This window comes from Arthrobacter sp. ov407 (assembly GCF_900102895.1).
In the GTDB taxonomy this organism is placed as follows: Bacteria; Actinomycetota; Actinomycetes; order Actinomycetales; family Micrococcaceae; genus Arthrobacter.
In genome coordinates this window covers 294,565-313,336 of the sequence record NZ_FNGD01000004.1, presented here as the reverse complement: position 1 = coordinate 313,336, position 18,772 = coordinate 294,565, and the positions used below count along the sequence as shown (strand labels likewise).

General features: G+C 67.6%; 22 protein-coding genes. 15 read left to right on the top strand and 7 right to left on the bottom strand.

The features are described from left to right. Positions 1–258 precede the first annotated feature (258 nt). From BLS42_RS07430 to BLS42_RS07385, 10 genes are all read left to right on the top strand, one after another. Complete coding sequence (locus BLS42_RS07430) at positions 259–696, top strand: hypothetical protein (protein WP_090578707.1); 438 nt, start codon at positions 259–261, stop codon at positions 694–696. 239 nt (positions 697–935) lie between these two features. Then, positions 936–1,361: a 30S ribosomal protein S16 gene (rpsP, locus tag BLS42_RS07425; protein ID WP_026266438.1), complete on the top strand. Its 426-nt coding sequence runs from the start codon at positions 936–938 to the stop codon at positions 1,359–1,361. A gap of 1 nt (position 1,362) precedes the next feature. After that, on the top strand, positions 1,363–1,605 hold the full coding sequence (locus BLS42_RS07420) for an RNA-binding protein (protein WP_018773450.1): 243 nt from the start codon (positions 1,363–1,365) through the stop codon (positions 1,603–1,605). 118 nt (positions 1,606–1,723) lie between these two features. Next, complete coding sequence (gene rimM / locus BLS42_RS07415; protein ID WP_090578706.1) at positions 1,724–2,326, top strand: ribosome maturation factor RimM; 603 nt, start codon at positions 1,724–1,726, stop codon at positions 2,324–2,326. Further along, positions 2,327–3,157, top strand: coding sequence for a tRNA (guanosine(37)-N1)-methyltransferase TrmD (trmD, locus tag BLS42_RS07410; RefSeq protein WP_090578703.1), 831 nt, complete (start codon positions 2,327–2,329; stop codon positions 3,155–3,157). A 235-nt stretch (positions 3,158–3,392) separates the two neighbouring features. Continuing rightward, positions 3,393–3,752 carry a 50S ribosomal protein L19 gene (rplS, locus tag BLS42_RS07405; RefSeq protein WP_090578701.1) on the top strand — a complete coding sequence of 120 codons (360 nt, stop codon included), beginning with the start codon at positions 3,393–3,395 and terminating at the stop codon, positions 3,750–3,752. Positions 3,753–3,883: 131 nt separating this feature from the next. Then, complete coding sequence (gene lepB, locus BLS42_RS07400) at positions 3,884–4,564, top strand: signal peptidase I (RefSeq protein WP_090578698.1); 681 nt, start codon at positions 3,884–3,886, stop codon at positions 4,562–4,564. Next, positions 4,565–5,563, top strand: a complete 999-nt coding sequence (lepB, locus tag BLS42_RS07395) for a signal peptidase I (protein ID WP_256336319.1) — start codon at positions 4,565–4,567, stop codon at positions 5,561–5,563. A 10-nt stretch (positions 5,564–5,573) separates the two neighbouring features. Further along, the gene (locus BLS42_RS07390) at positions 5,574–6,239 is read left to right on the top strand and encodes a ribonuclease HII (RefSeq protein ID WP_090578695.1); all 666 of its coding nucleotides are present in this window, start codon (positions 5,574–5,576) and stop codon (positions 6,237–6,239) included. A 59-nt stretch (positions 6,240–6,298) separates the two neighbouring features. Next, a complete protein-coding gene (locus BLS42_RS07385) occupies positions 6,299–6,625 on the top strand; it encodes a DUF2469 domain-containing protein (protein WP_018773443.1) in 327 nt (108 codons plus the stop codon). A gap of 37 nt (positions 6,626–6,662) precedes the next feature. On the opposite strand, the gene BLS42_RS07380 is transcribed toward BLS42_RS07385, so the two are convergent. Both BLS42_RS07380 and BLS42_RS07375 read right to left on the bottom strand, forming a co-directional pair. After that, positions 6,663–7,661, bottom strand: a complete 999-nt coding sequence (locus BLS42_RS07380; RefSeq protein ID WP_090578692.1) for a transglycosylase domain-containing protein — start codon at positions 7,659–7,661, stop codon at positions 6,663–6,665. Between the two features lie 166 nt (positions 7,662–7,827). After that, positions 7,828–8,250 (bottom strand): HAD domain-containing protein, encoded by a 423-nt coding sequence (locus BLS42_RS07375; protein WP_090578689.1) that lies wholly within the window; start codon positions 8,248–8,250, stop codon positions 7,828–7,830. A gap of 154 nt (positions 8,251–8,404) precedes the next feature. On the opposite strand from BLS42_RS07375, the gene BLS42_RS07370 reads away from it, so the two are divergent. The 5 genes from BLS42_RS07370 (at position 8,405) to BLS42_RS07350 (ending at position 13,371) form a co-directional block, all read left to right on the top strand. Next, positions 8,405–8,761: a YraN family protein gene (locus tag BLS42_RS07370; RefSeq protein ID WP_090578685.1), complete on the top strand. Its 357-nt coding sequence runs from the start codon at positions 8,405–8,407 to the stop codon at positions 8,759–8,761. Beyond that, the gene (locus tag BLS42_RS07365; RefSeq protein ID WP_090578682.1) at positions 8,762–10,309 is read left to right on the top strand and encodes a YifB family Mg chelatase-like AAA ATPase; all 1,548 of its coding nucleotides are present in this window, start codon (positions 8,762–8,764) and stop codon (positions 10,307–10,309) included. Positions 10,310–10,359: 50 nt separating this feature from the next. Then, positions 10,360–11,547, top strand: coding sequence for a DNA-processing protein DprA (gene dprA, locus BLS42_RS07360; RefSeq protein ID WP_090578679.1), 1,188 nt, complete (start codon positions 10,360–10,362; stop codon positions 11,545–11,547). Positions 11,548–11,663: 116 nt separating this feature from the next. Then, on the top strand, positions 11,664–12,563 hold the full coding sequence (locus BLS42_RS07355) for a tyrosine recombinase XerC (protein WP_090578676.1): 900 nt from the start codon (positions 11,664–11,666) through the stop codon (positions 12,561–12,563). A gap of 304 nt (positions 12,564–12,867) precedes the next feature. Continuing rightward, positions 12,868–13,371: a DUF3145 domain-containing protein gene (locus BLS42_RS07350; RefSeq protein WP_026266435.1), complete on the top strand. Its 504-nt coding sequence runs from the start codon at positions 12,868–12,870 to the stop codon at positions 13,369–13,371. A gap of 120 nt (positions 13,372–13,491) precedes the next feature. Here the strand turns inward: BLS42_RS07350 and fabF are convergent, their stop codons facing one another. From fabF to BLS42_RS07325, 5 genes are all read right to left on the bottom strand, one after another. Beyond that, the gene (gene fabF, locus BLS42_RS07345; RefSeq protein WP_090578672.1) at positions 13,492–14,727 is read right to left on the bottom strand and encodes a beta-ketoacyl-ACP synthase II; all 1,236 of its coding nucleotides are present in this window, start codon (positions 14,725–14,727) and stop codon (positions 13,492–13,494) included. A gap of 168 nt (positions 14,728–14,895) precedes the next feature. Beyond that, positions 14,896–15,141: an acyl carrier protein gene (locus BLS42_RS07340; protein WP_090578669.1), complete on the bottom strand. Its 246-nt coding sequence runs from the start codon at positions 15,139–15,141 to the stop codon at positions 14,896–14,898. A gap of 201 nt (positions 15,142–15,342) precedes the next feature. Then, complete coding sequence (locus BLS42_RS07335) at positions 15,343–16,404, bottom strand: beta-ketoacyl-ACP synthase III (protein ID WP_090578665.1); 1,062 nt, start codon at positions 16,402–16,404, stop codon at positions 15,343–15,345. Next, complete coding sequence (locus BLS42_RS07330; RefSeq protein ID WP_090578662.1) at positions 16,401–17,330, bottom strand: ACP S-malonyltransferase; 930 nt, start codon at positions 17,328–17,330, stop codon at positions 16,401–16,403. The genes BLS42_RS07335 and BLS42_RS07330 overlap by 4 nt, the downstream gene beginning before the upstream one ends. Before the next feature lie 87 nt (positions 17,331–17,417). Next, positions 17,418–18,662: a PucR family transcriptional regulator gene (locus tag BLS42_RS07325; RefSeq protein WP_090578659.1), complete on the bottom strand. Its 1,245-nt coding sequence runs from the start codon at positions 18,660–18,662 to the stop codon at positions 17,418–17,420. Positions 18,663–18,772 lie beyond the last annotated feature (110 nt).

The following is an 18,772-nucleotide window of genomic DNA, read 5'->3' as shown; positions in this document are numbered from 1 at the left end:
GCCGCTTTATCCGCGATGCCCTTCTCAAACCACGCTACAGCGGCCTCGCGCTGCTCTTCGGATAACGGACTACGTACATGCATAAAACTGCTCCCCGGGAGTCGGAACTGAATTTCTCAGTCCAACTTCCGGGGAGCAGTTCACGGTCGGTGGAGGGCATGTCCAGCGGCCGGGCGAGGTGTGCGCTAAGGCACGCTAGGCTGAAGCGACGTGCGAAAACAGCGGTCCGCGTACCGCCGAACCCTAAGGACTAGCAGCATGGGATTCACCGAACTCTTTGTGTCCACCCACGAAGAAGCCCTCAAGCGCGCCGGCGCACTCGAAGGTGGCGGCCCGGCCGCACCGGGGGCCGTCCGCATCCCGGATATCAGCGACTTTGAGGTGGAGCGGCTGGGAGATCTCGCCGGAGTGGCCGTGCACGCCCCGGGCGCGGACTATGAGCTGGCCATGGTTGACGTGGCCAGCGATTCGCTGCTCGGCGTCCCCGCCGCGATGGTCCGCACGCTGGCGGAACTGCTCAGCTATGAAACCGAAGGGGAGGGTGACGTCCTCGAGGACGTCGCGGCCAACTGGGCCGCCGAGGAGGACATGCCGTTCGGTGCGGACGAGGCGCGGGGCTATGTCCGCCGGATCGCCGAGCTCGCCGCCGGAGTCGACCCCGCCGCCAGGTCTGGACTCTACGTCTGGACGACCTGACTGGCACGGATCGCCGCGGATCGCCGCGGATCGCCACGACCAGAGAGTGCGCTGGTGCGCCCGGGCCCGTGTCAAGTCGAAATCCTGCCGGTGATCTGGCACAATGAACAGGTACTCGATCTGCGTGGCCCCTCTCTCCGCGTCTGGATCTTGTCCTTTAGAACCCCCAAGTACGGCCCGCCCCACGGGTGCAGAACGCCGGGCTCGACCCCGTTTCAGAAACAGGAGTGACCACAAAAGTGGCCGTAAAGATTCGCCTTAAGCGCTTCGGTAAGATGCGCGCACCGTACTACCGCATCGTCGTCATGGACTCACGCTCAAAGCGTGATGGCCGTGCCATCGAAGAGATCGGCAAGTACCACCCGACCGAAGAGCCCTCGTACATCGAGGTCGACACGGACCGTGCCCAGTACTGGCTCGGCGTCGGCGCACAGCCGTCCGAGCAGGTTGCCGCGATCCTGAAGATCACCGGTGACTGGCAGAAGTTCAAGGGTCTCCCGGGCCAGGAGGGAACCTTGAAGACCAAGGCTCCCAAGGCTGCCTTCGTTACCCCGGAAAAGGGTTCCGTGATCATCCCGGAAGCCATCACCAAGAAGGCCAAGAAGGACGAAGCTGCCGAGGCTCCCGCCGACGCCGCTGAAGCAGAGACCACCGAGGCTGAGTAAATTGCTGGCAGAAGCGCTCGAACACCTGGTCCGCGGGATTGTTGACAGCCCCGAGGACGTCAAGGTCAGTGCGAAGAACAACCGCCGCGGGGAAACCCTCGAGGTGCGCGTTCATCAGGACGACCTCGGACGGGTGATCGGCCGGCAGGGCCGGACCGCACGCGCATTGCGCACTGTGGTTGCGGCGCTGGCGGACGGCGAGCCGGTCAGGGTCGACGTCGTCGACACCGACCGCCGCCGGTAACGCTTTCAGCACTACTTGTCTTGAGTCCGGCCCCTTCACCAATGGTGGAGGGGCCGAACTGTTTTCCCGTATTTACGCACCAGACTTACAGAATCACCAACCCCGAACAGAGGAACAGATGCAGCTCCAGGTGGCACGAATCGGCAAGCCCCACGGCATCCGCGGCGAAGTGACCGTCCAGGTGCTCACCGATGCGCCCGGCGACCGTTTTGTCCACGGCACGCAGTTCATCGTGGAACCCGCCTCGGCCGGGCCGCTGACGGTGTTCAGCGCCCGCTGGAACAAGGACATCCTGTTGCTGGCCTTCGAGGAGATCGAGACCCGCAACGAGGCCGAGACCCTGCGCGGCGCGAAGCTGTTCATCGAAACCGAAGAAATCGGCGCCGACGACGACGACGAGGGCTGGTACGAGCACGAGCTCGTGGGCCTGGAGGTCCGGGTGGCCGGCAACGTGGTGGGCAAGGTCTCAGGATTGCACACGCTGCCCGTCCAGGACCTGCTGGTGGTCACCACGGACGACGGCAAGGAAGTCCTGATCCCGTTCGTCGAGCAGATCGTGCCCGAGGTCAACGTGGGTGAAAAGTACGTCCTCGTCACCCCGCCGGCCGGACTGTTCGAGGTCAACACCGACGAGGCCCCCGAAGAACAGAGCCCTGAAGCCCAGAGCCCTGAAGCCCAGGGCACCGCCACGCCGAACCCCGAAGAGCAGGGCAACGCGTAGATGAGAATCGACGTCGTCAGCATCTTTCCGGAGTACCTGGCCCCGCTGGAGCTGTCGCTGATCGGCAAAGCCCGCCAGGACGGGCTGCTGGACCTATTGGTCCATGACCTGCGGGACTTCACCACCGACCGGCACCGGACCGTCGATGACACCCCCTACGGCGGCGGAGCCGGCATGGTCATGAAGCCCGAGCCGTGGGCGCAAGCCCTCGCCGCCGTGGCCGCCGGGCAGGCGGGGCGTGCGGAAGGTGCCGGCGCACCCAGCGATGCCGGATCTGCCGGCAAACCGGTCCTGATTGTCCCGTCGCCCGCGGGTGAGCGCTTCACCCAGGCCACCGCGCATGAGCTGGCGGAGGAAGACCAGCTGGTGTTCGCCTGCGGACGCTATGAAGGCATCGACGAACGCGTCCTGGAATGGGCCGCGGACCACTTCACGGTGCGCCCGATGAGCCTGGGGGACTACGTCCTCAACGGCGGCGAAGTGGCCGTGCTGGCCATGGTTGAGGCCATCGGGCGGCTGCTGCCCGGCGTCGTCGGCAACCCCGAGTCCCTCGTCGAGGAATCCCACTCGGACGGGCTGCTCGAGTACCCCGTCTACACCAAGCCCTCCAGCTGGCGGGACCGGGACGTCCCGGCGGTGCTGCTGAGCGGCAACCACGGCAAGATCGCCCAGTGGCGCCGGCACGAGCAGTACCGGCGCACCGCCGAACGCCGCCCCGACCTCCTCGCGGAGTTCGACGCCGGCAAGCTGCCGCGCGCGGACCGCACGGCGTTCGCTGACCTGGGGTACGACGTCGTCGACGGCCGCCTGGTGCGCCGTCCCGACGCCTAACCGCCGGGATTGGGCTAACCCGCACAAAATGTGGCAAAATTGGTCCTTGTGCCTGCTGGGTTGCGAACCTGCCACAGGGGGAGCGCTACCAACAGCCTGGCACCCCGGTCCCGTCTATTCCTGACAGGGCCGGATTGACAAACTTTCGACGGAAATTTCCGGGCGGCACATGCCCCCGGGCTTGGCCGCCGTAACCCAACGTGAGTGACCTGTGGCGTTCACCAGGAGTGGATCAATGCATATCCTCGATTCCGTAGATGCAGCCTCGCTGCGCACCGATGTTCCCGAGTTCCGCGCGGGTGACACCATCAAGGTTCACGTGAACATCATCGAAGGCAAGAACTCCCGCGTCCAGGTCTTCCAGGGCTTCGTCCTTGGTCGCCACGGCGATGGCGTCCGCGAAACCTTCACCGTCCGCAAGGTCTCCTTCGGTGTCGGCGTAGAGCGTACCTTCCCGGTGCACTCCCCGATCATCGACAAGATCGAGCTCGTCTCCAAGGGTGACGTGCGCCGCGCCAAGCTTTACTACATGCGTAACCTGCGTGGTAAGGCCGCGAAGATCAAGGAAAAGCGCGACTTCCAGCCCGCCAAGTAAGACTTCCCAGCCTTCTAAGGCAGTCTTCCACCGCGGGTCCACGGACCGTACCCGGTGCGTCAGCTTGTGCGGCGCCGGAGCTATCCGCAACAGCGCAATTTAGTTCACAACAGCGCCAAGGGATACGGAACATGGAACAGCCAAAACGCCAGCCCAGGAAACCGGGCTGGCGTTTTGCGTTGCTGGCCCTGGTGCTCGCCGTGGCCATCAGCGCCGTGGTCCGCTCGCTGTGGGTGGACATCTACTTCATCCCGTCCGCCTCCATGGAACCGCTCCTGCACACCGGGGACCGGATCCTGGTGGCGCGGACCGGCTTCCAGGCTGAACCCCTGGGCCGTGGGGACGTCGTCGTCTTTGACGGCCGCGGCTCCTTCGCCCCGCTCAACAGCGGCAACGGTCCCGTGGTGGATGCCCTCGCCGATGCCGGGCGCTGGCTCGGCCTCGCGGGCAGCGACACCACGTATGTCAAGCGCGTTATTGGGCTGCCCGGCGACCGCGTGGTCTGTTGCGATGCCGGCGGCCGGCTCACAGTCAACGGCCAGCAAGTTGCGGAACCGTATTTGTATCCGGGGGACACCCCGAGCGATATGAAGTTCGCTGTTGAGGTGCCGGCCGGACGGCTCTGGCTCATGGGAGACCACCGCTCCATGTCGGCCGATTCCCGGAGCCTCCTCGGCGCCCCCGGCGGTGGCATGGTGCCGTTGGAGCGCGTCATTGGCAGGCCGGTACAGATCATCTGGCCGCTTGATAGATTTGCAGCAGTAGCGCGGCCCGACCAGGCTGCGACAACGACGACGACGAACGGACAGTAGATGCCCGAGACCGAACCGCGCACTCCTGATCCGCAGGGCCAGGACCTACCCCGGGTTACCGCCTCGGCGATCCCTGCGGACGAGCCGGCGGAGCACCCCACCACCCGGCTGCCGCAGGAACGGGTCGCGGACGGGCACGCCCCGGCTGGTGCGGAGGCCGCGGCGCCGGCTGTTGGGCCGGCGTCGGCGTCGCAGGATGAAGGCGACACGGCGCGGCGTGCTGAGCGGAGTGACAGGGACCGGACCGACAGGGACCGGGCCGCCGGCCCAGCCCACGCGGATGCGTCCTCCCGCCGGGCCAGGAAGGCCAAAGCCCGTGAAGGGCACAGCCCGCTCTTCCTGTGGCTGAAGGAGGTTGCCACGGTGGTCATCGTGGCGATCGTGCTGTCTTTCCTGATCAAGACCTTCCTGTTCCGGGCCTTCTACATCCCCTCCGAATCCATGGTCAACACCCTCGATGTGAACGACCGCATCTTCGTGAACCTCCTGGTGCCGGAGCCCATGGCGCTCCAGCGCGGGGACGTCGTGGTGTTCCGGGACAGCCAGGGCTGGCTCGCCCCCGCAGACCAGAAGACGAAGGGACCGTTTACCTGGGTGCAGGACGGGCTGACGTTCGTCGGTTTGCTTCCGGACAACTCCGAACAGCACCTGGTCAAGCGCGTCATCGGGCTCCCCGGTGACCATGTGGTCTGCTGCGACGCCGGCGGACAGCTCACTGTCAACGGCGCGCCGCTGAACGAGAAGTACATCAATTCCGCAGAGATTCCCCAGGTCCGCGACTTCGACGTCGTCGTGCCCGCGGGCAAGGTCTGGGTCATGGGCGACAACCGCAACCACTCCGCGGATTCACGCGCCCATATGGAGACCAACGGCGGGTTCGTCAACGAGTCCGACATCGAAGGCAAGGCCGCCGTCATCGCATGGCCGCTGAACAGGATGGCGGCCCTGGACAACTACCCGGACGTCTTCCGCGCCGTGCCCGCCCCGTCCGGAAAGTAAGCTGCCCGTCATGTCAGCCGCCCCCACCCTCGACTACGAACGCCGCTTCCGCAGCTCCGGCGCCCGGCTTCTCGCGGGCATCGACGAGGTTGGCCGGGGTGCCCTCGCTGGCCCCGTCAGCGTCGGGATCGCCGTCGTGGACCTGCAGCAGCAGAAGCTCCTGGCCGATGTCCGGGACAGCAAGCTGCTCAAGGTCGCGGACCGGGAGCGGCTGGTGCCGCTGGTCCAGGACTGGAGCGTCGCCTCCGCCGTGGGGCATGCGTCCGCGAACGAAATTGACGAACTCGGAATTATCGGCGCCCTCCGGCTCGCCGGGAACCGGGCCTGGTTCGCGGTGATCGCCGCTGGCGTCAGGCCCGAGGTGGTCCTGCTGGACGGCAGCCACAACTGGCTCTCGCCCGATCTCCAGCCTTCATTGTTTGACGATGCTCCCGCCGAACCCGGCTGCGACGCCCCGGTGCACACACTGGTTAAAGCCGACATGCAGTGCCTCAGCGTGGCCGCGGCCAGCATCATTGCGAAGGTCGAGCGCGATGCGATGATGTGCGAGCTGCACACCCAGTACCCGGCCTACGGCTGGGACGAGAACAAGGGCTACGGCACCGCAGCGCACAAGGAGGTGCTGCGGACCGCCGGTCCCACGCCGTACCACCGGGTCAGCTGGCAGCTGCTCTAGCGTGCACGTGCTCCCCGCCGGTGGCGCGCGGCCGGCGCCGGATGGTGCAAGATGGAACCATGAGTGCCGAGGACCTTGAAAACTATGAGACCGACATGGAGCTACAGCTCTACCGCGAATACCGCGACGTCGTCGGGCTGTTCAGCTATGTGGTCGAGACCGAACGGCGTTTCTACCTTGCCAACCACGTGGACCTGCAAGCCCGCAGCGCCGACGGCGAGGTCTATTTCGACCTGACCCTGCAGGACGCCTGGGTGTGGGACGTCTACCGCTCCGCCCGGTTCGTCAAGAGCGTCCGCGTCATCACGTTCAAGGACGTCAACGTCGAGGAACTGCCGCGCAGCGAGGAACTCGCCCTGCCCAAGGTCGAGGACCTGGGCAACTGACCCTGGCTGCCTGACCCGGTTTCCTCGCCCTGGTTTTCTAGCCCCCCAGTGGCGCAGGGTTCCCGCTGCGGTCCAGGGCAATGCCCTGCTGCCGGAGCAGGTCCAGCACGCTCTCCGGATACGAACCGCAGCCATCCGGGTTTGCGGTTCCCCGCTCGGCCGCGTGGTCGGACGCTGTGTCGCCGATGCCGATGGTTGCGACGGCCGCTTTCCATCCGCCGAGCCCCTCGATCTGCTGGGGGACCCACACGTTGGCCGCACCGTTGACGTAGTCCCACACTTTGGGGTGGACACCCGGGCCCAGATAGATGCCGCCCTCCGCCGACCGGGTGACGAGTGTGGGCAGTGGCAGGACCCCCATCAATTGCGCCGCCTGATGCTCGGACATGTGCCACGGCGGTTCGCCGAAGTAGTACCAGCTCGCCGCACAGATGCCGTACAGCTTCGGACCGAACTGCGCGTAGTTCAGATATAGCTCCATGATCCGTTGCGGAGTCAGGGTGAGGCTGAACTCGGTCGCCAAACCTGCCTCCAGACCCTTCCTCAGGGCGTTCGGGTCAGGCCACAGGAAAATGTTCTTGACCAGCTGTTGCGGGACCGTGGAACCGCTCGGGTCTTCCTTGCCCTGCAGGTAGGCGACGGCCCTGTCCCGGAATTCATCAAGGGAGAACGCGCCAACACGCGTTCCCAGTTGTTGGTCTTCGTGGGCGACGGCCGCGGCAATGACGTAGCGGCTGATGTGGTTCAGGGATACGTACTCGTAGGCGATCGGGCCGCCGGTCTGCAGCATGTAGGCAGTACGCGGTGGAGTGAACCAGATGAACGAGACGGCAGCCAGCTCGGTGATCACCATCATGGCGAGGGCGAGCTTGAGGATCCTGGCGAGGAGCCGTCGCACTCTCTGCTTGGGTTTTCCCGCCGCAGGCTCCGGCTCAGGCCGGGTTGGCGCAGGCGCGCGGGGCGGATCCGGTTCCGTGGGCTGGTACGTTCCCAGCGGCTGGGTCTCCGCCAGCGACGGAGCCGCGCGATCTTCCATACGCCGATCCTTTGGCCGATCCTCATGAGAGGATACGGGCGCCCCCCGCGGAACGCGAGGAGGTTGGGAAAAAGCCTAGGCGGGCCGTGCGGGCATTGGCTACGTTTCGCTTCCTGACAATCGCCTCAACACGTCCTGTCAATGCCGCCACGGAATTGATGTTCACTCACGGGTTATCGCCTTTGTTAAGAAATTCGGTTACCTGCTGCGCGACCTCGTCGGTGATTCCCGTTTGCCAGTTCGTTTTGAACAAGGGCTGATCGGCATAGAAGTCAGTGTCATCGTCGACAATGGCATACCGCGTCACTTCCGGATGCTGGTCCAGCCACATCTTCACCTCCTCGCCACGAAAACCTGTGTCTGCTGTCGGTGTACCGTCAAAGGTCTTGTAGACGTGTCGGTCGACTTCTTCACGGCCGTCTTGGAAGTGCCGCCATGTGGACGTAAGGACAATGGCTGCGTCAGTGTCGAGGATGATCTTGCGGACCTTGAATGCCAGGACAGGGTCGATCCCCATGAAGCCGTGATAGCGCTGTCTCGTACCCACGCGGTTGACGACTCCATCAATATCGAGAAAAAGTACTTTCATTCCTGTTCCTCCTGCGGTTCTTCTCGTCCGGCCTTAATTATGCGATCCGCCGTGCTGAACACGCTGCGGATACTCGTCTCACCAGGCTTGCCGGGTTTCCACATAGCCGAGGTGTGCCCTGTCCCCGTTTCTGGCGGCGCTCCACTCTGGAGGCATGAGAGCTAAGGATGTGCTGGGCCGGCACGGTGAAGACCTCGCTGCCGGGTATCTTGAATCGCTCGGAATGCAAGTGGTGGACCGGAATTGGCGCTGCCCCGAGGGCGAGATCGACATTGTCGCGCTCGACGGCGACGCCTTGGTAATCGCCGAGGTGAAAACCCGGAAGTCGCTCGCGTACGGGCATCCCTTCGAGGCTGTGGGTGCGGACAAGCTGGCCCGGCTTCACCGGCTCGCGTCGGCGTGGTGCCGCGCCCAGGGGCTGCGGATGCCGCCGTGCCGGGTGGACGTGATCGCCGTGCTGGACGACGGCGTCGGCGAGCCCGCCGTCGAGCACCTCAGGGGGGTGGGGTAGATGGCCTTGGGCCGGACCTATTCCGTCGCACTCGTGGGCCTCAACGGCTACATCGTCGAGGTCGAGGCCGACATCGGCCAGACCCTGCCGGCCTTCGTGATCCTGGGCCTGCCGGACGCCTCGCTGAACGAGGCCAAGGAACGGATCCGCTCCGCGGCCCAGAACTCGGGGATCCCGCTGAGCCGCCGGAAAATTACAGCCAACCTCATCCCGGCGTCCCTGCCCAAACGCGGCTCGGGCTTCGACCTCGCCATCGCCATGGCCGTGCTGCTCGCGGCGAACGACATCCGGCCCACGGGCCGCACCGTCTTCATCGCCGAGCTCGGCCTGGACGGCCGGCTCCGGCCAGTGCGGGGCATCCTTCCGGCCGTGATGGCCGCGGTGCGGGCCGGCTATCCCGAGATCGTCGTGGCCCGGGCCAACGTGGCGGAGGCCGAGCTCGTCCCCGGCGCTCAGGTCCGGGGCTACGCCACATTGGCCAGGCTTGCGTTCGACTGCGGCGCGGATCCGCAGGACCTGGCCCTCGACTTTGAACCCGAGCCCGATGACACGGACGGCCCCGGTACAGGCACCGGTGCCGCCCTTGCACCGGACATGTGCGATGTCTCCGGTCAGGCAGCGGCGCGGCGCGCCCTGGAAGTCGCCGCTGCCGGTGCCCACCACCTGCTGCTGACCGGACCGCCGGGCGCCGGGAAGACCATGCTCGCCGAGCGGCTGCCCGGGCTGCTGCCGGACCTGGGCGACACCGAAGCCATGGAGGTCACCGCCATCCACTCCCTGTGTTCGCTGCCCTCGGGCTCCGTGCAGCTGCTGCGCCGGCCGCCCTACGAGAACCCGCACCACACCGCGACCGCGGTGGCCATCATCGGTGGCGGGTCCGGGTTGGCGCGGCCCGGGGCAGCGTCCCGTGCACACCGCGGAGTGCTCTTCCTGGACGAAGCCCCGGAGTATGACCGGGGCGTCCTGGACGCCCTGCGGCAGCCGCTGGAAAGCGGTGAGCTGGTCATCCACCGCTCCGCCGGGTCAGCGGCCTATCCCGCCCGGTTTCAGCTGGTCCTTGCTGCCAACCCCTGTCCCTGCGGTAAGGCAACTGGCAAAGGGGTGGACTGCATCTGCACCCCCACCATGCGCCGCCGGTACCAGGCCCGGATGTCCGGGCCGCTGCTGGACCGGGTCGATATCCAGCTCGAAGTCGAGCGGGTGTCGCTCGCCGGCTTCGGCCAGCCAGCAGCCGAGGAGGGGACCGCCAGCATCGCGGAACGCGTCCGGGCGGCCCGGGGCCGTCAGCTGGACCGGCTGCTGCCGTTCGGGATGGAAACCAACGCCCAGGTGCCCGGGCGGCTGCTACGCGGGGCCCTGCGTCTTGATGCCCCCACCACCCGCATCCTGGACTACGCGCTGGAGCGCGGTGTGCTGACCGCACGAGGCTACGACCGCGTGCTGCGCCTCGCCTGGACCCTCGCGGACCTCTCTCGGCGCGACGTGCCGAACGCGGACGACGTCGGGCAGGCGCTGGGTCTCCGCCAGGCCGCCGCGGCCTCACCCTGAGCCTGCCGCCACGACACCGCACCTGTAGCCGCCACGCGAAAGGAACCACCATGATCGATGACGAACGAACAACCCGGGCAGCACTGTCCCGGCTGTTCGAGCCGCAGGACGCGGCGGCGCTGGCACTGGTGCAGGCCGCGGGAGCGCAGGACGCCCTGCGGATTGCCAGCGGCGCGCTCGCCGCCGGTCCCGAGCTCGAGCAGGAGATCACCGAAATCCTGGCGGACAGCGGCTCCGGCAGCGGCTGGTCAGGACTCACCGAGGCGCTGAAGCGTTGGGCCCCGCGCGTGCCCGACCTCGCACCGGAGCGGGACCTGACCACCATGCAGCGGCTCGGCGGACGGATCATCATTCCCACGGATGAGTTGTGGCCGCGGCAGCTGGCGGATCTCGGCCTGCAGGAGCCGCTGTGCCTGTGGTGGCGCGGCGTGGAGCAGGAGCTGCCCCCGGCGGCCAGGGCCATAGCCCTGGTGGGCTCCCGGGACAGCACCAGCTACGGGGCTTCGGTCACGGGTGACCTCGCGTACTCGCTGGCCCAGCGCGGCTTCACGATCGTCTCAGGAGGTGCCTACGGGATTGACGCCCACGCCCACAGGGCGGCCCTGGCCGGAAGCACGGGCGGCGTGCCCACCATCGCCGTCATGGCCGGGGGAGTGGACCGCTTCTACCCCTCCGGCAACGAGGACCTGCTCCGGGCGGTGGCGGACCACGGCGCAGTCCTGGCCGAGGTCCCGCCCGGATCCGCGCCCACCCGCTACCGGTTCCTGCAACGTAACCGCCTCATTGCGGCGATGGCCTCCGTCACGGTGGTCGTCGAGGCCCGGTGGCGCTCCGGCGCCCTCAACACGGCCCACCATGCCGAAAGCCTTGGCAGGGCGGTGGGCGCCGTGCCCGGACCCATCCATAGCGCCAACTCCGCAGGCTGCCACCGGCTCCTGCGCGAAGGCGGGGCCGTGTGCGTCACGGACGCCGGGGAAATCGCCGAGCTCGCCTCCCCGAGCGGCGAGGCGATGCCCCCGGACAAGGCAGGCCGGGCTGAGGTCCAGGACGGGCTGACGCTGGAGGACCTGATCCTGCTCGATGCCCTGCCGCTGCGCACCACCAGCTCGGTCGAGAAGCTGGCCACGGTGGCCGGACTGAGCCCGGACTCGGTCCGCGCCGGGCTTGGCAGGCTGGGACTGCTGGGCCTGGCCGAATCCCGGCACGGCGGCTGGAAACGCTCCGGGAAAGCGGACTGACGTGATGAGCGCCGCCGGGAGGCGCGGCTCGCCGACCGGCTCCTTGAATGCCCCGGGAATACTGCCACAGTAGGAGGGTGTCTACACAGGATCCCCCCGCCGCGCTGCCTGCCGCCATGCAGCTTGCCGCCGCACGCTTCGGCCGCTACCTCGAAGCGGAGCGGGGCCGGTCCGCCCATACCGTGCGGGCCTACCTCTCCGACGTCGAAGGCCTGCTGGCTCACGCCGCGACCGAGGGGGTCCAGGACCTTACCGGGCTGGAGCTCGGGACCCTGCGGCGCTGGCTTGGCGCCCAGAGCGAGTCCGGCAAGTCCCGCGCCACCCTGGCCCGCCGCGCCGCTACTGCCAGGGCCTTCACCGCCTGGGCTGTCCGCGAGGAGCTGATCGAAGCCGACCCCGCCCTGCGGCTCAAGGCCCCAAAGCGGGAGAAGTCCCTGCCCGGGGTCCTGCACCAGCAACAGGTCCGGCGGCTCGTGGACGACGCCGAATCCTCCGCGGCCGAGGGGGAACCGTTGGCTCTGCGCAACCGCGCCATGGTGGAGCTGCTCTACGCCACCGGTGTCCGGGTTGGCGAGCTTGCCGGCATGGACGTGGACGACCTCGACCCGGACCGCAGGACACTTCGCGTGCTCGGCAAAGGCAACAAGGAACGCACGGTGCCGTACGGGCTGCCGGCGGCGCTCGCCGTCGACGACTGGCTCCGCCGCGGCCGGCCGGCCCTCGCCAGCGGGACCAGCGGTCCCGCGCTCTTCCTCGGCGCGCGGGGCGGAAGGGTGGACCAGCGCCAGGTCCGCGGCGTGGTCAAGGAGATGCTGGAGCGGCTGGGGGACACCGCCGCCACCGGACCGCACGCCCTGCGGCACTCCGCCGCGACCCACCTGCTCGACGGCGGGGCGGACCTGCGTGCCGTGCAGGAAATCCTCGGGCACAGCAGCCTTGCCACCACCCAGATCTACACCCACGTGTCTGTCGAGAGACTCCGGCAGAGCTACCAGCAGGCGCACCCCCGGGCCTGAGGACCGCGCGGCACGGCGATGCCCAGCACGGCCCGGAAACCGCTCCGCGGAAACGGGCGCGGCGCGCCGGAAAAGACTCGCCGGATCACACTGGCGTAATTAGGAGGCGTAGGGCAGAATAAAACTCACGCCCGGGAAGTTTCAAGTTGAACTTGAAGCTGGAATGCACCACGTCCCAGCTTCAAACCCGGTTGTAATTTAGTAGTCTGGCAGGGACCGCCGGCATAATTTCGGATCCGCGCAACAGACAGACATCCAGGCACAGGTCGTTGGGGAAGACGTACCTACAGCTATGGAGGATGGAATGTCTGTTGCACTGACCCGCGGTGTGTTGTTCGTTCACTCGGCCCCGACTGCCCTGTGCCCTCACGTCGAGTGGGCCATAGGGTCTGTCGTGGACAAGCGGACGGACTTGGAGTGGACCGCTCAGCCTGCCGCGCCCGGAATGTTCCGGGCCGAGCTGTCGTGGACCGGTACGCCGGGCACGGGGGCTCAATTGGCGTCCGCTCTGCGCGGCTGGGCGCATCTGCGCTACGAAGTCACCGAGGAACCGAGCCAGGGGGTCGACGGCGGCCGCTGGTCGCACACCCCGGAGCTGGGGATCTTCCACGCCACCACCGATGTCCACGGCAACATCATGGTTTCCGAGGACCGCATCCGTTACGCCTACGAATCCGGCGCCGGCGACCCCTCGGCCGTGTACCACGAACTCTCGCTCGCCCTGGGTGAGGCCTGGGACGAGGAACTCGAGCCCTTCCGGCACGCCGCCGAAGGCGCCCCCGTGCGCTGGCTCCACCAGGTCGGCTAGGACCTCATAAGGCGCTACACCGCAGCAATTCCATAGCTAGGCGCCAAAAGGCAGATGGCGGCAATGTTCACGAAGAACATTGCCGCCATCTGCCTTCTCGGCGTGTTGCAGGCGGTGCAGCTACACGCTGCGTACCGCGATCACGGCGTTGTGGCCACCGAAGCCGAACGAGTTGCTCAGCGCGGCGATGCTGCCGGCGGGCAGGTCACGGGCCGTCGTGACGACGTCGAGCGGGATTTCCGGATCCTGGTTCTCGAGGTTGATGGTCACCGGCGCCTTGCGGTCGTAGATGGCCATGACGGTCAGCACGGCTTCCACGGCACCGGAGGCGCCCAGCAGGTGCCCCATCTGGGACTTGGTGGCCGAGACCGCGACGCTGTCCACGTGCTTGCCCAGGGCGGCCTTGAGGGCCGCGTACTCGGGCTTGTCGCCGACCGGGGTGGAGGTGGCGTGCGCGTTGACGTGGACGATGTCTTCGGGCTGGATGCGGCCGTCGAACATGGCAGCCTTCAGCGCGCGGGTGGCGCCGAGGCCCTCAGGGTCCGGGGCCGTGATGTGGTAGGCGTCGGCGGTGACCGAGGTGCCGGCCAGTTCGGCGTAGATCCGGGCGCCGCGGGCCAGGGCGTGTTCCTCGGCCTCGAGCACCAGGGCACCGGCGCCCTCGCCCATGACGAAGCCGTCGCGGTCACGGTCGTAGGGGCGTGAGGCGTGCTCGGGATCGTCGTTGCGGCGCGAGAGTGCCTGCATGGAGGCAAAGGCGGCGATCGGCATCGGGTGGATGGCGGCTTCGGCGCCGCCGCAGACGACGACGTCTGCCTTGCCTGCGCGGATCAGGTCCAGGCCCACGTGCACGGCCTCGGTGCCGGAGGCGCAGGCGGAAACGGGGGTGTGGGCGCCGGCGCGGGCGCCCAGGTCCAGGCTTACCGCCGCGGCCGGGCCGTTGGGCATCAGCATGGGTACGGTCATGGGCAGGACGCGGCGGGGACCCTTTTCGCGCAGGGTGTCCCAGGCATCCAGGAGGGTCCAGACGCCGCCGATGCCGGTCGCGAAGGCCACCGCCAGGCGGTCGTGGTCAATTTCGGTGATGCCGGAGTCGGCCCACGCCTCGCGGGCCGCAACCACGGCGAACTGGGTGGACGGGTCCATGCGCTTGGCCTCGACCCGGCTCAGGACATCGAGGGCCGGGGTGGTGGCGCGTGCGGCGAAGTGGACAGGCAGCTCGTACTTGGCTACCCAGTCGTCTTCAAGCGTGTGCGCGCCGGAGACGCCCTTGAGCGCGTTCTTCCACATCGTGGGGACATCGCCGCCGATGGGTGTGGTGGCACCCAGACCGGTAATGACTACTTTGCGTGCCATGGGATCACTCTCTGTCGGTGCGCCTGCCGTATCCGGAACCGCGAACGGGATGGCCGGGGCCTGCGAGGGGAAAACTTTGGGGTCATGCACTTGATGGTGGTCCGGTCCGGGCACTGCTGTAGCGCCCGGACCGGGCACCGGGGTCCGCCGTTGCCGGCGGAAGCCAGACTAGGCCTGGGCGTTGGCGATGAAGCCGACGGCGTCGCCGACGGTCTTGAGGTTCTTGACCTCTTCGTCCGGGATGCGGACGCCGAACTTCTCTTCGGCGTTGACCACGATGGTCATCATCGAGATGGAGTCGATGTCCAGGTCCTCGGTGAAGGACTTGTCCATTTCGACAGCCTCGGTGGCCAGGCCGGTCTCTTCGTTGACGATTTCAGCCAGGCCGGCCAGGATTTCTTCGTTGCTAGCCATTGATGGCTCCTTTTCTGGTTGTTGCCCCCGGCCGCCGGTGGAATGCCGGCAGTCGGGGGCGGAAATGATTCAAACCGAGGGTTCGGCTTGGTGCGGGAATGCTTGCTGAGCACAGCATGGGGGCGAGCCCCGATAGTGAAGGTCATGCGGTGCAAAGGTGAAACAGGCGGAACGTATTTAGTTCGGAAAAGCGGTGGCTGCCTAAGGAAGCACGACCACCTGGGCGCCGAAGACCAGTCCGGCTCCGAAGCCGATCTGCAGCGCCAGCCCGCCGCTGAGCTCGGGGTTTTCCTCAAGCAGGCGGTGGGTGGCCAGGGGGATGGACGCCGCCGACGTATTGCCGGCGTCGGCGATGTCGCGGGCGATCTTGACGGACTCGGGCAGCTGCAGCTTCTTGGCCATCTCGTCAATGATGCGCATGTTGGCCTGGTGCGGGATGAACGCGGCAAGGTCCTCGGACCGGATGCCGGCGGCGTCCAGGGCCTGCTGGGCCACCTTGGCCATCTCCCATACGGCCCAGCGGAAGACGGTCTGGCCGTCCTGGCGCAGGGTCGGCCACAGGGACGCGTCGGTAACCGCTGCTTCCTCGTCGCTGACTGCGGAGCCGCGCTTGCCGGTCAGGGCGAGCTCGCGGATGTCCAGCATGGAGTGGGTCATGCCGATGGCATCCCACTTGCTGCCGTCCGAACCCCAGACTGAAGGGCCGATGCCCGGCGTGTCGGAGGGACCGATCACGACGGCGCCCGCGCCGTCGCCGAGCAGGAAGGAGATGGTCCGTTCCGTGTTGTCGATGACGTCGGAGAGCTTCTCGGCACCGACCACCAGGACGTAGGCGGCCGCGCCGGAGCGCACCAGGGCGTCGCCCTGGGCGATGCCGTAGCAGTAACCGGCGCACGCCGCGGAAATGTCGAACGCCGGGGCCGGCGTCGCGCCGAGGCGGTCGGCGAGGCTCGCGGCAGCGGAGGGGGTCGCGTACGGGTGGGTGACCGTGGAAACGATCACGGCGCCGAGCTGGGAGGCCTCGATGCCGGCCTTTTGCAGCGCCTCACGGGCGGCGCCCTCGGCCATGTCAATCACGCTGACATCGGCGGGCGCGCGGTGCCGGGTGACGATGCCCGTGCGCTGGCGGATCCACTCATCCGACGAATCGATCCACTGGCACACGTCCTCGTTGGTTACGATGACGCTGGGCCGGTAGGCGCCGACACCCATGATGCGGGTGTTTGCCTGCACGGGTGCCTGCTTCAGAGTGGGAACGCTCATGCCCCGCCCTCCAGTTCTGCAAATAGGGCCAGGGCCGCGGAAAGGTCGTCCGGGGTCTTGACGGTGACGGTCTTGACGCCGGGCATGCCGCGCTTGGCCAGGCCGGCCAGTGTTCCGGCGGGAGCCAGTTCGATCACGCCGGTTACGCCGCGCTTCACCATGGTCTCCATGCAGAGGTCCCAGCGGACCGGACGGGAGACCTGGGCGATCAGGCTGTCGACGGCGGCAGCGCCGTCGGAGACTTCCGCGCCGTCGAAGTTGGACAGCAGCGGTACCTGCGGGTTCTGGGGGTGCAGTGACGGGCGCAGGGCCTGCAGGGCCGCGCCGGCGGGGGCCATGTGCGAGGTGTGGAACGCGCCCGCGACCTTCAGCGGAATGACCCGGGCCTTGGCCGGCGGGTTTTCCGCCAGGGCCTTGAGCTGCTCCAGGGTGCCGGCGGCGACGGTCTGGCCGGCCCCGTTGACGTTGGCGGCGGTGGCGCCGGCGGCGCCAATGGCTGCCAGGACGTCCGCGGGGTCGCCGCCCACGACGGCGCTCATGCCCGTCGGGGTGGCGGCAGCGGCGGCGGCCATGCTGTTGGCGCGTTCGCGCACAAAGGTCATGGCTTCGGTTTCCGTCAGCACACCGGCGAGCGAGGCCGCGGTGATTTCGCCGACGGAGTGGCCGGCGAGGATGACAGGAAGCGTGCCGAGTTCGACGTCGAAGAGTGACTTTGCGGTCACCAGGCCTGCGGCGACGATCAGGGGCTGCGCTACCGCAGTGTCCTTGATGGTCTCCTCATCGGAGGTGGTGCCGTGGGCGGTGAGGTCGATGCCTGCTATTTCGCTGAGGGAGGCCAAGAGGCCTGCGACGGGTGGCAGTTCCAGCCAGGGGGCTAGAAAACCAGGGGTCTGGGAGCCCTGTCCAGGGCAAACGATTGCAAGCACGTAACCAGCTTTCCAAATTACCGCGTGAACATTCGTGTTTTCATGCACCAAGCTCACTGGGTCAGTTTGTAGGAAGTCTACAACGGTTCAGGAGCCGTTGCGGGGAGGCTGCCGCTCCGTGGGGGCCTTCGGCGGGGCCGAAAGCCGGCCCACGACGAGGGCGGTCTGGAGCACGAACGCCTCCCGCGGCAGCAGCGGATCCCAGCCGGTGACGTCGCAGACGCGCTTGAGCCGGTAGCGCACCGTGTTGGCGTGCACGAAGAGTTCGCGGGCCGTCGCCTCGAGCGAATGGCCCAGCTCGAGGTACGTGCCGAGGGTCTCCACCAGCCCGTTGGAGGCGGCCAGCAGCGGGCGGTAGATGTTCTTGACCAGCGAGCGGCGGGCGGCGTCGTCGCCGGAGATCACGCGCTCGGGGAGCAGGTCATCGGCCGCTACCGGGCGCGGCGCGGAAGGCCACGCGCGGGCCGCGGTGAGGCCGGCAAAGGCTGACTGGGCGGAGCCGCTGGCTTCGAGGAGGGAGCCGGCCTCCGGGCCATAGACCACCGGGCCGGGAGCAAAAAGTTCGCTGAGCTTCAGGTACGCGGTCTCCCGGTCGTGGACCCCGCCGAGGATCAGGATGAGCCGGTCGCCCTGGATCCCCACGAGGGCGTCCTCGGCGAAGCGTCCCGCGGTGCGCCGCAGTTCGCTGACGTAGCTGGCGCTTGGTTCGGACGGGGAATTCCCGACCATTACGGTGAAGCGTTCCTGCGCTTTCCAGCCCAGGGCCGCGATCCTGGACCGCAGCGCGTCCGTGTTTTCGCCGCGGAGGATGGCATCGACAATCAGGGCCTCCAGCCGGGTATCCCAGGAGCCGCGGGATTCCGCGGCGCGGGCGTAAACGTCGGCGGCCGCGAACGCGACCTCTCGCGAGTAGCGCAGCACGGCTTCCCGGAGGGCCCCCTGGTCCGCTTCCGGGGCGATGACCGGGACCTGGTCCTCCACGACTTCCACGACGATCCGGATCAGCTGCAGGGCCTTCTGGAGGCTGATGGACCGGGTCAGTTCGGTGGGCGCGGTGCCGAAGACGTCGGAGAGGATCCACGACGGCGAGCTCGGCCGCTCGTACCAGGTGACGAAGGCTGCGATGCCGTTCTGGGCCACCATGCCCAGGGCGGAACGTTCATCCGAGTTCAGCCGGCCGTACCACGGCAGGGACTTTTCCAACTGGCGCAGCGTCGTCGTCGACAGCTGGCCCACGCTGGCCCGGAGCTTCTTGAGGGTCTCGGCTTTCTCCGGAGTCATCGCCCTCGAGGCCGGTTTGCGTTTTTCGGGAGTGGTGATCGGCTCTGCCATGCATTGAGCATACGGGGCGCGCCGTCGAAGCTCCATTTGTGCGAAGGCTACAACAGCCGTTGTCCTGCATCACAGCGTCCCCGGCCCCGGCCCCCGGCCCGTCCCCCAGC

Bases quoted from the DNA above. Each gene is read 5' to 3' on its own strand.
- BLS42_RS07430 (WP_090578707.1), top strand. From the start codon at position 259: ATGGGATTCACCGAACTCTTTGTGTCCACCCACGAAGAAGCCCTCAAG.
- rimM (WP_090578706.1), top strand. From the start codon at position 1,724: ATGCAGCTCCAGGTGGCACGAATCGGCAAGCCCCACGGCATCCGCGGC.
- trmD (WP_090578703.1), top strand. From the start codon at position 2,327: ATGAGAATCGACGTCGTCAGCATCTTTCCGGAGTACCTGGCCCCGCTG.
- rplS (WP_090578701.1), top strand. From the start codon at position 3,393: ATGCATATCCTCGATTCCGTAGATGCAGCCTCGCTGCGCACCGATGTT.
- lepB (WP_090578698.1), top strand. From the start codon at position 3,884: ATGGAACAGCCAAAACGCCAGCCCAGGAAACCGGGCTGGCGTTTTGCG.
- lepB (WP_256336319.1), top strand. From the start codon at position 4,565: ATGCCCGAGACCGAACCGCGCACTCCTGATCCGCAGGGCCAGGACCTA.
- BLS42_RS07390 (WP_090578695.1), top strand. From the start codon at position 5,574: ATGTCAGCCGCCCCCACCCTCGACTACGAACGCCGCTTCCGCAGCTCC.
- BLS42_RS07385 (WP_018773443.1), top strand. From the start codon at position 6,299: ATGAGTGCCGAGGACCTTGAAAACTATGAGACCGACATGGAGCTACAG.
- BLS42_RS07380 (WP_090578692.1), bottom strand. From the start codon at position 7,661: ATGGAAGATCGCGCGGCTCCGTCGCTGGCGGAGACCCAGCCGCTGGGA.
- BLS42_RS07375 (WP_090578689.1), bottom strand. From the start codon at position 8,250: ATGAAAGTACTTTTTCTCGATATTGATGGAGTCGTCAACCGCGTGGGT.
- BLS42_RS07370 (WP_090578685.1), top strand. From the start codon at position 8,405: ATGAGAGCTAAGGATGTGCTGGGCCGGCACGGTGAAGACCTCGCTGCC.
- BLS42_RS07365 (WP_090578682.1), top strand. From the start codon at position 8,762: ATGGCCTTGGGCCGGACCTATTCCGTCGCACTCGTGGGCCTCAACGGC.
- dprA (WP_090578679.1), top strand. From the start codon at position 10,360: ATGATCGATGACGAACGAACAACCCGGGCAGCACTGTCCCGGCTGTTC.
- BLS42_RS07355 (WP_090578676.1), top strand. From the start codon at position 11,664: ATGCAGCTTGCCGCCGCACGCTTCGGCCGCTACCTCGAAGCGGAGCGG.
- BLS42_RS07350 (WP_026266435.1), top strand. From the start codon at position 12,868: ATGTCTGTTGCACTGACCCGCGGTGTGTTGTTCGTTCACTCGGCCCCG.
- fabF (WP_090578672.1), bottom strand. From the start codon at position 14,727: ATGGCACGCAAAGTAGTCATTACCGGTCTGGGTGCCACCACACCCATC.
- BLS42_RS07340 (WP_090578669.1), bottom strand. From the start codon at position 15,141: ATGGCTAGCAACGAAGAAATCCTGGCCGGCCTGGCTGAAATCGTCAAC.
- BLS42_RS07335 (WP_090578665.1), bottom strand. From the start codon at position 16,404: ATGAGCGTTCCCACTCTGAAGCAGGCACCCGTGCAGGCAAACACCCGC.
- BLS42_RS07325 (WP_090578659.1), bottom strand. From the start codon at position 18,662: ATGGCAGAGCCGATCACCACTCCCGAAAAACGCAAACCGGCCTCGAGG.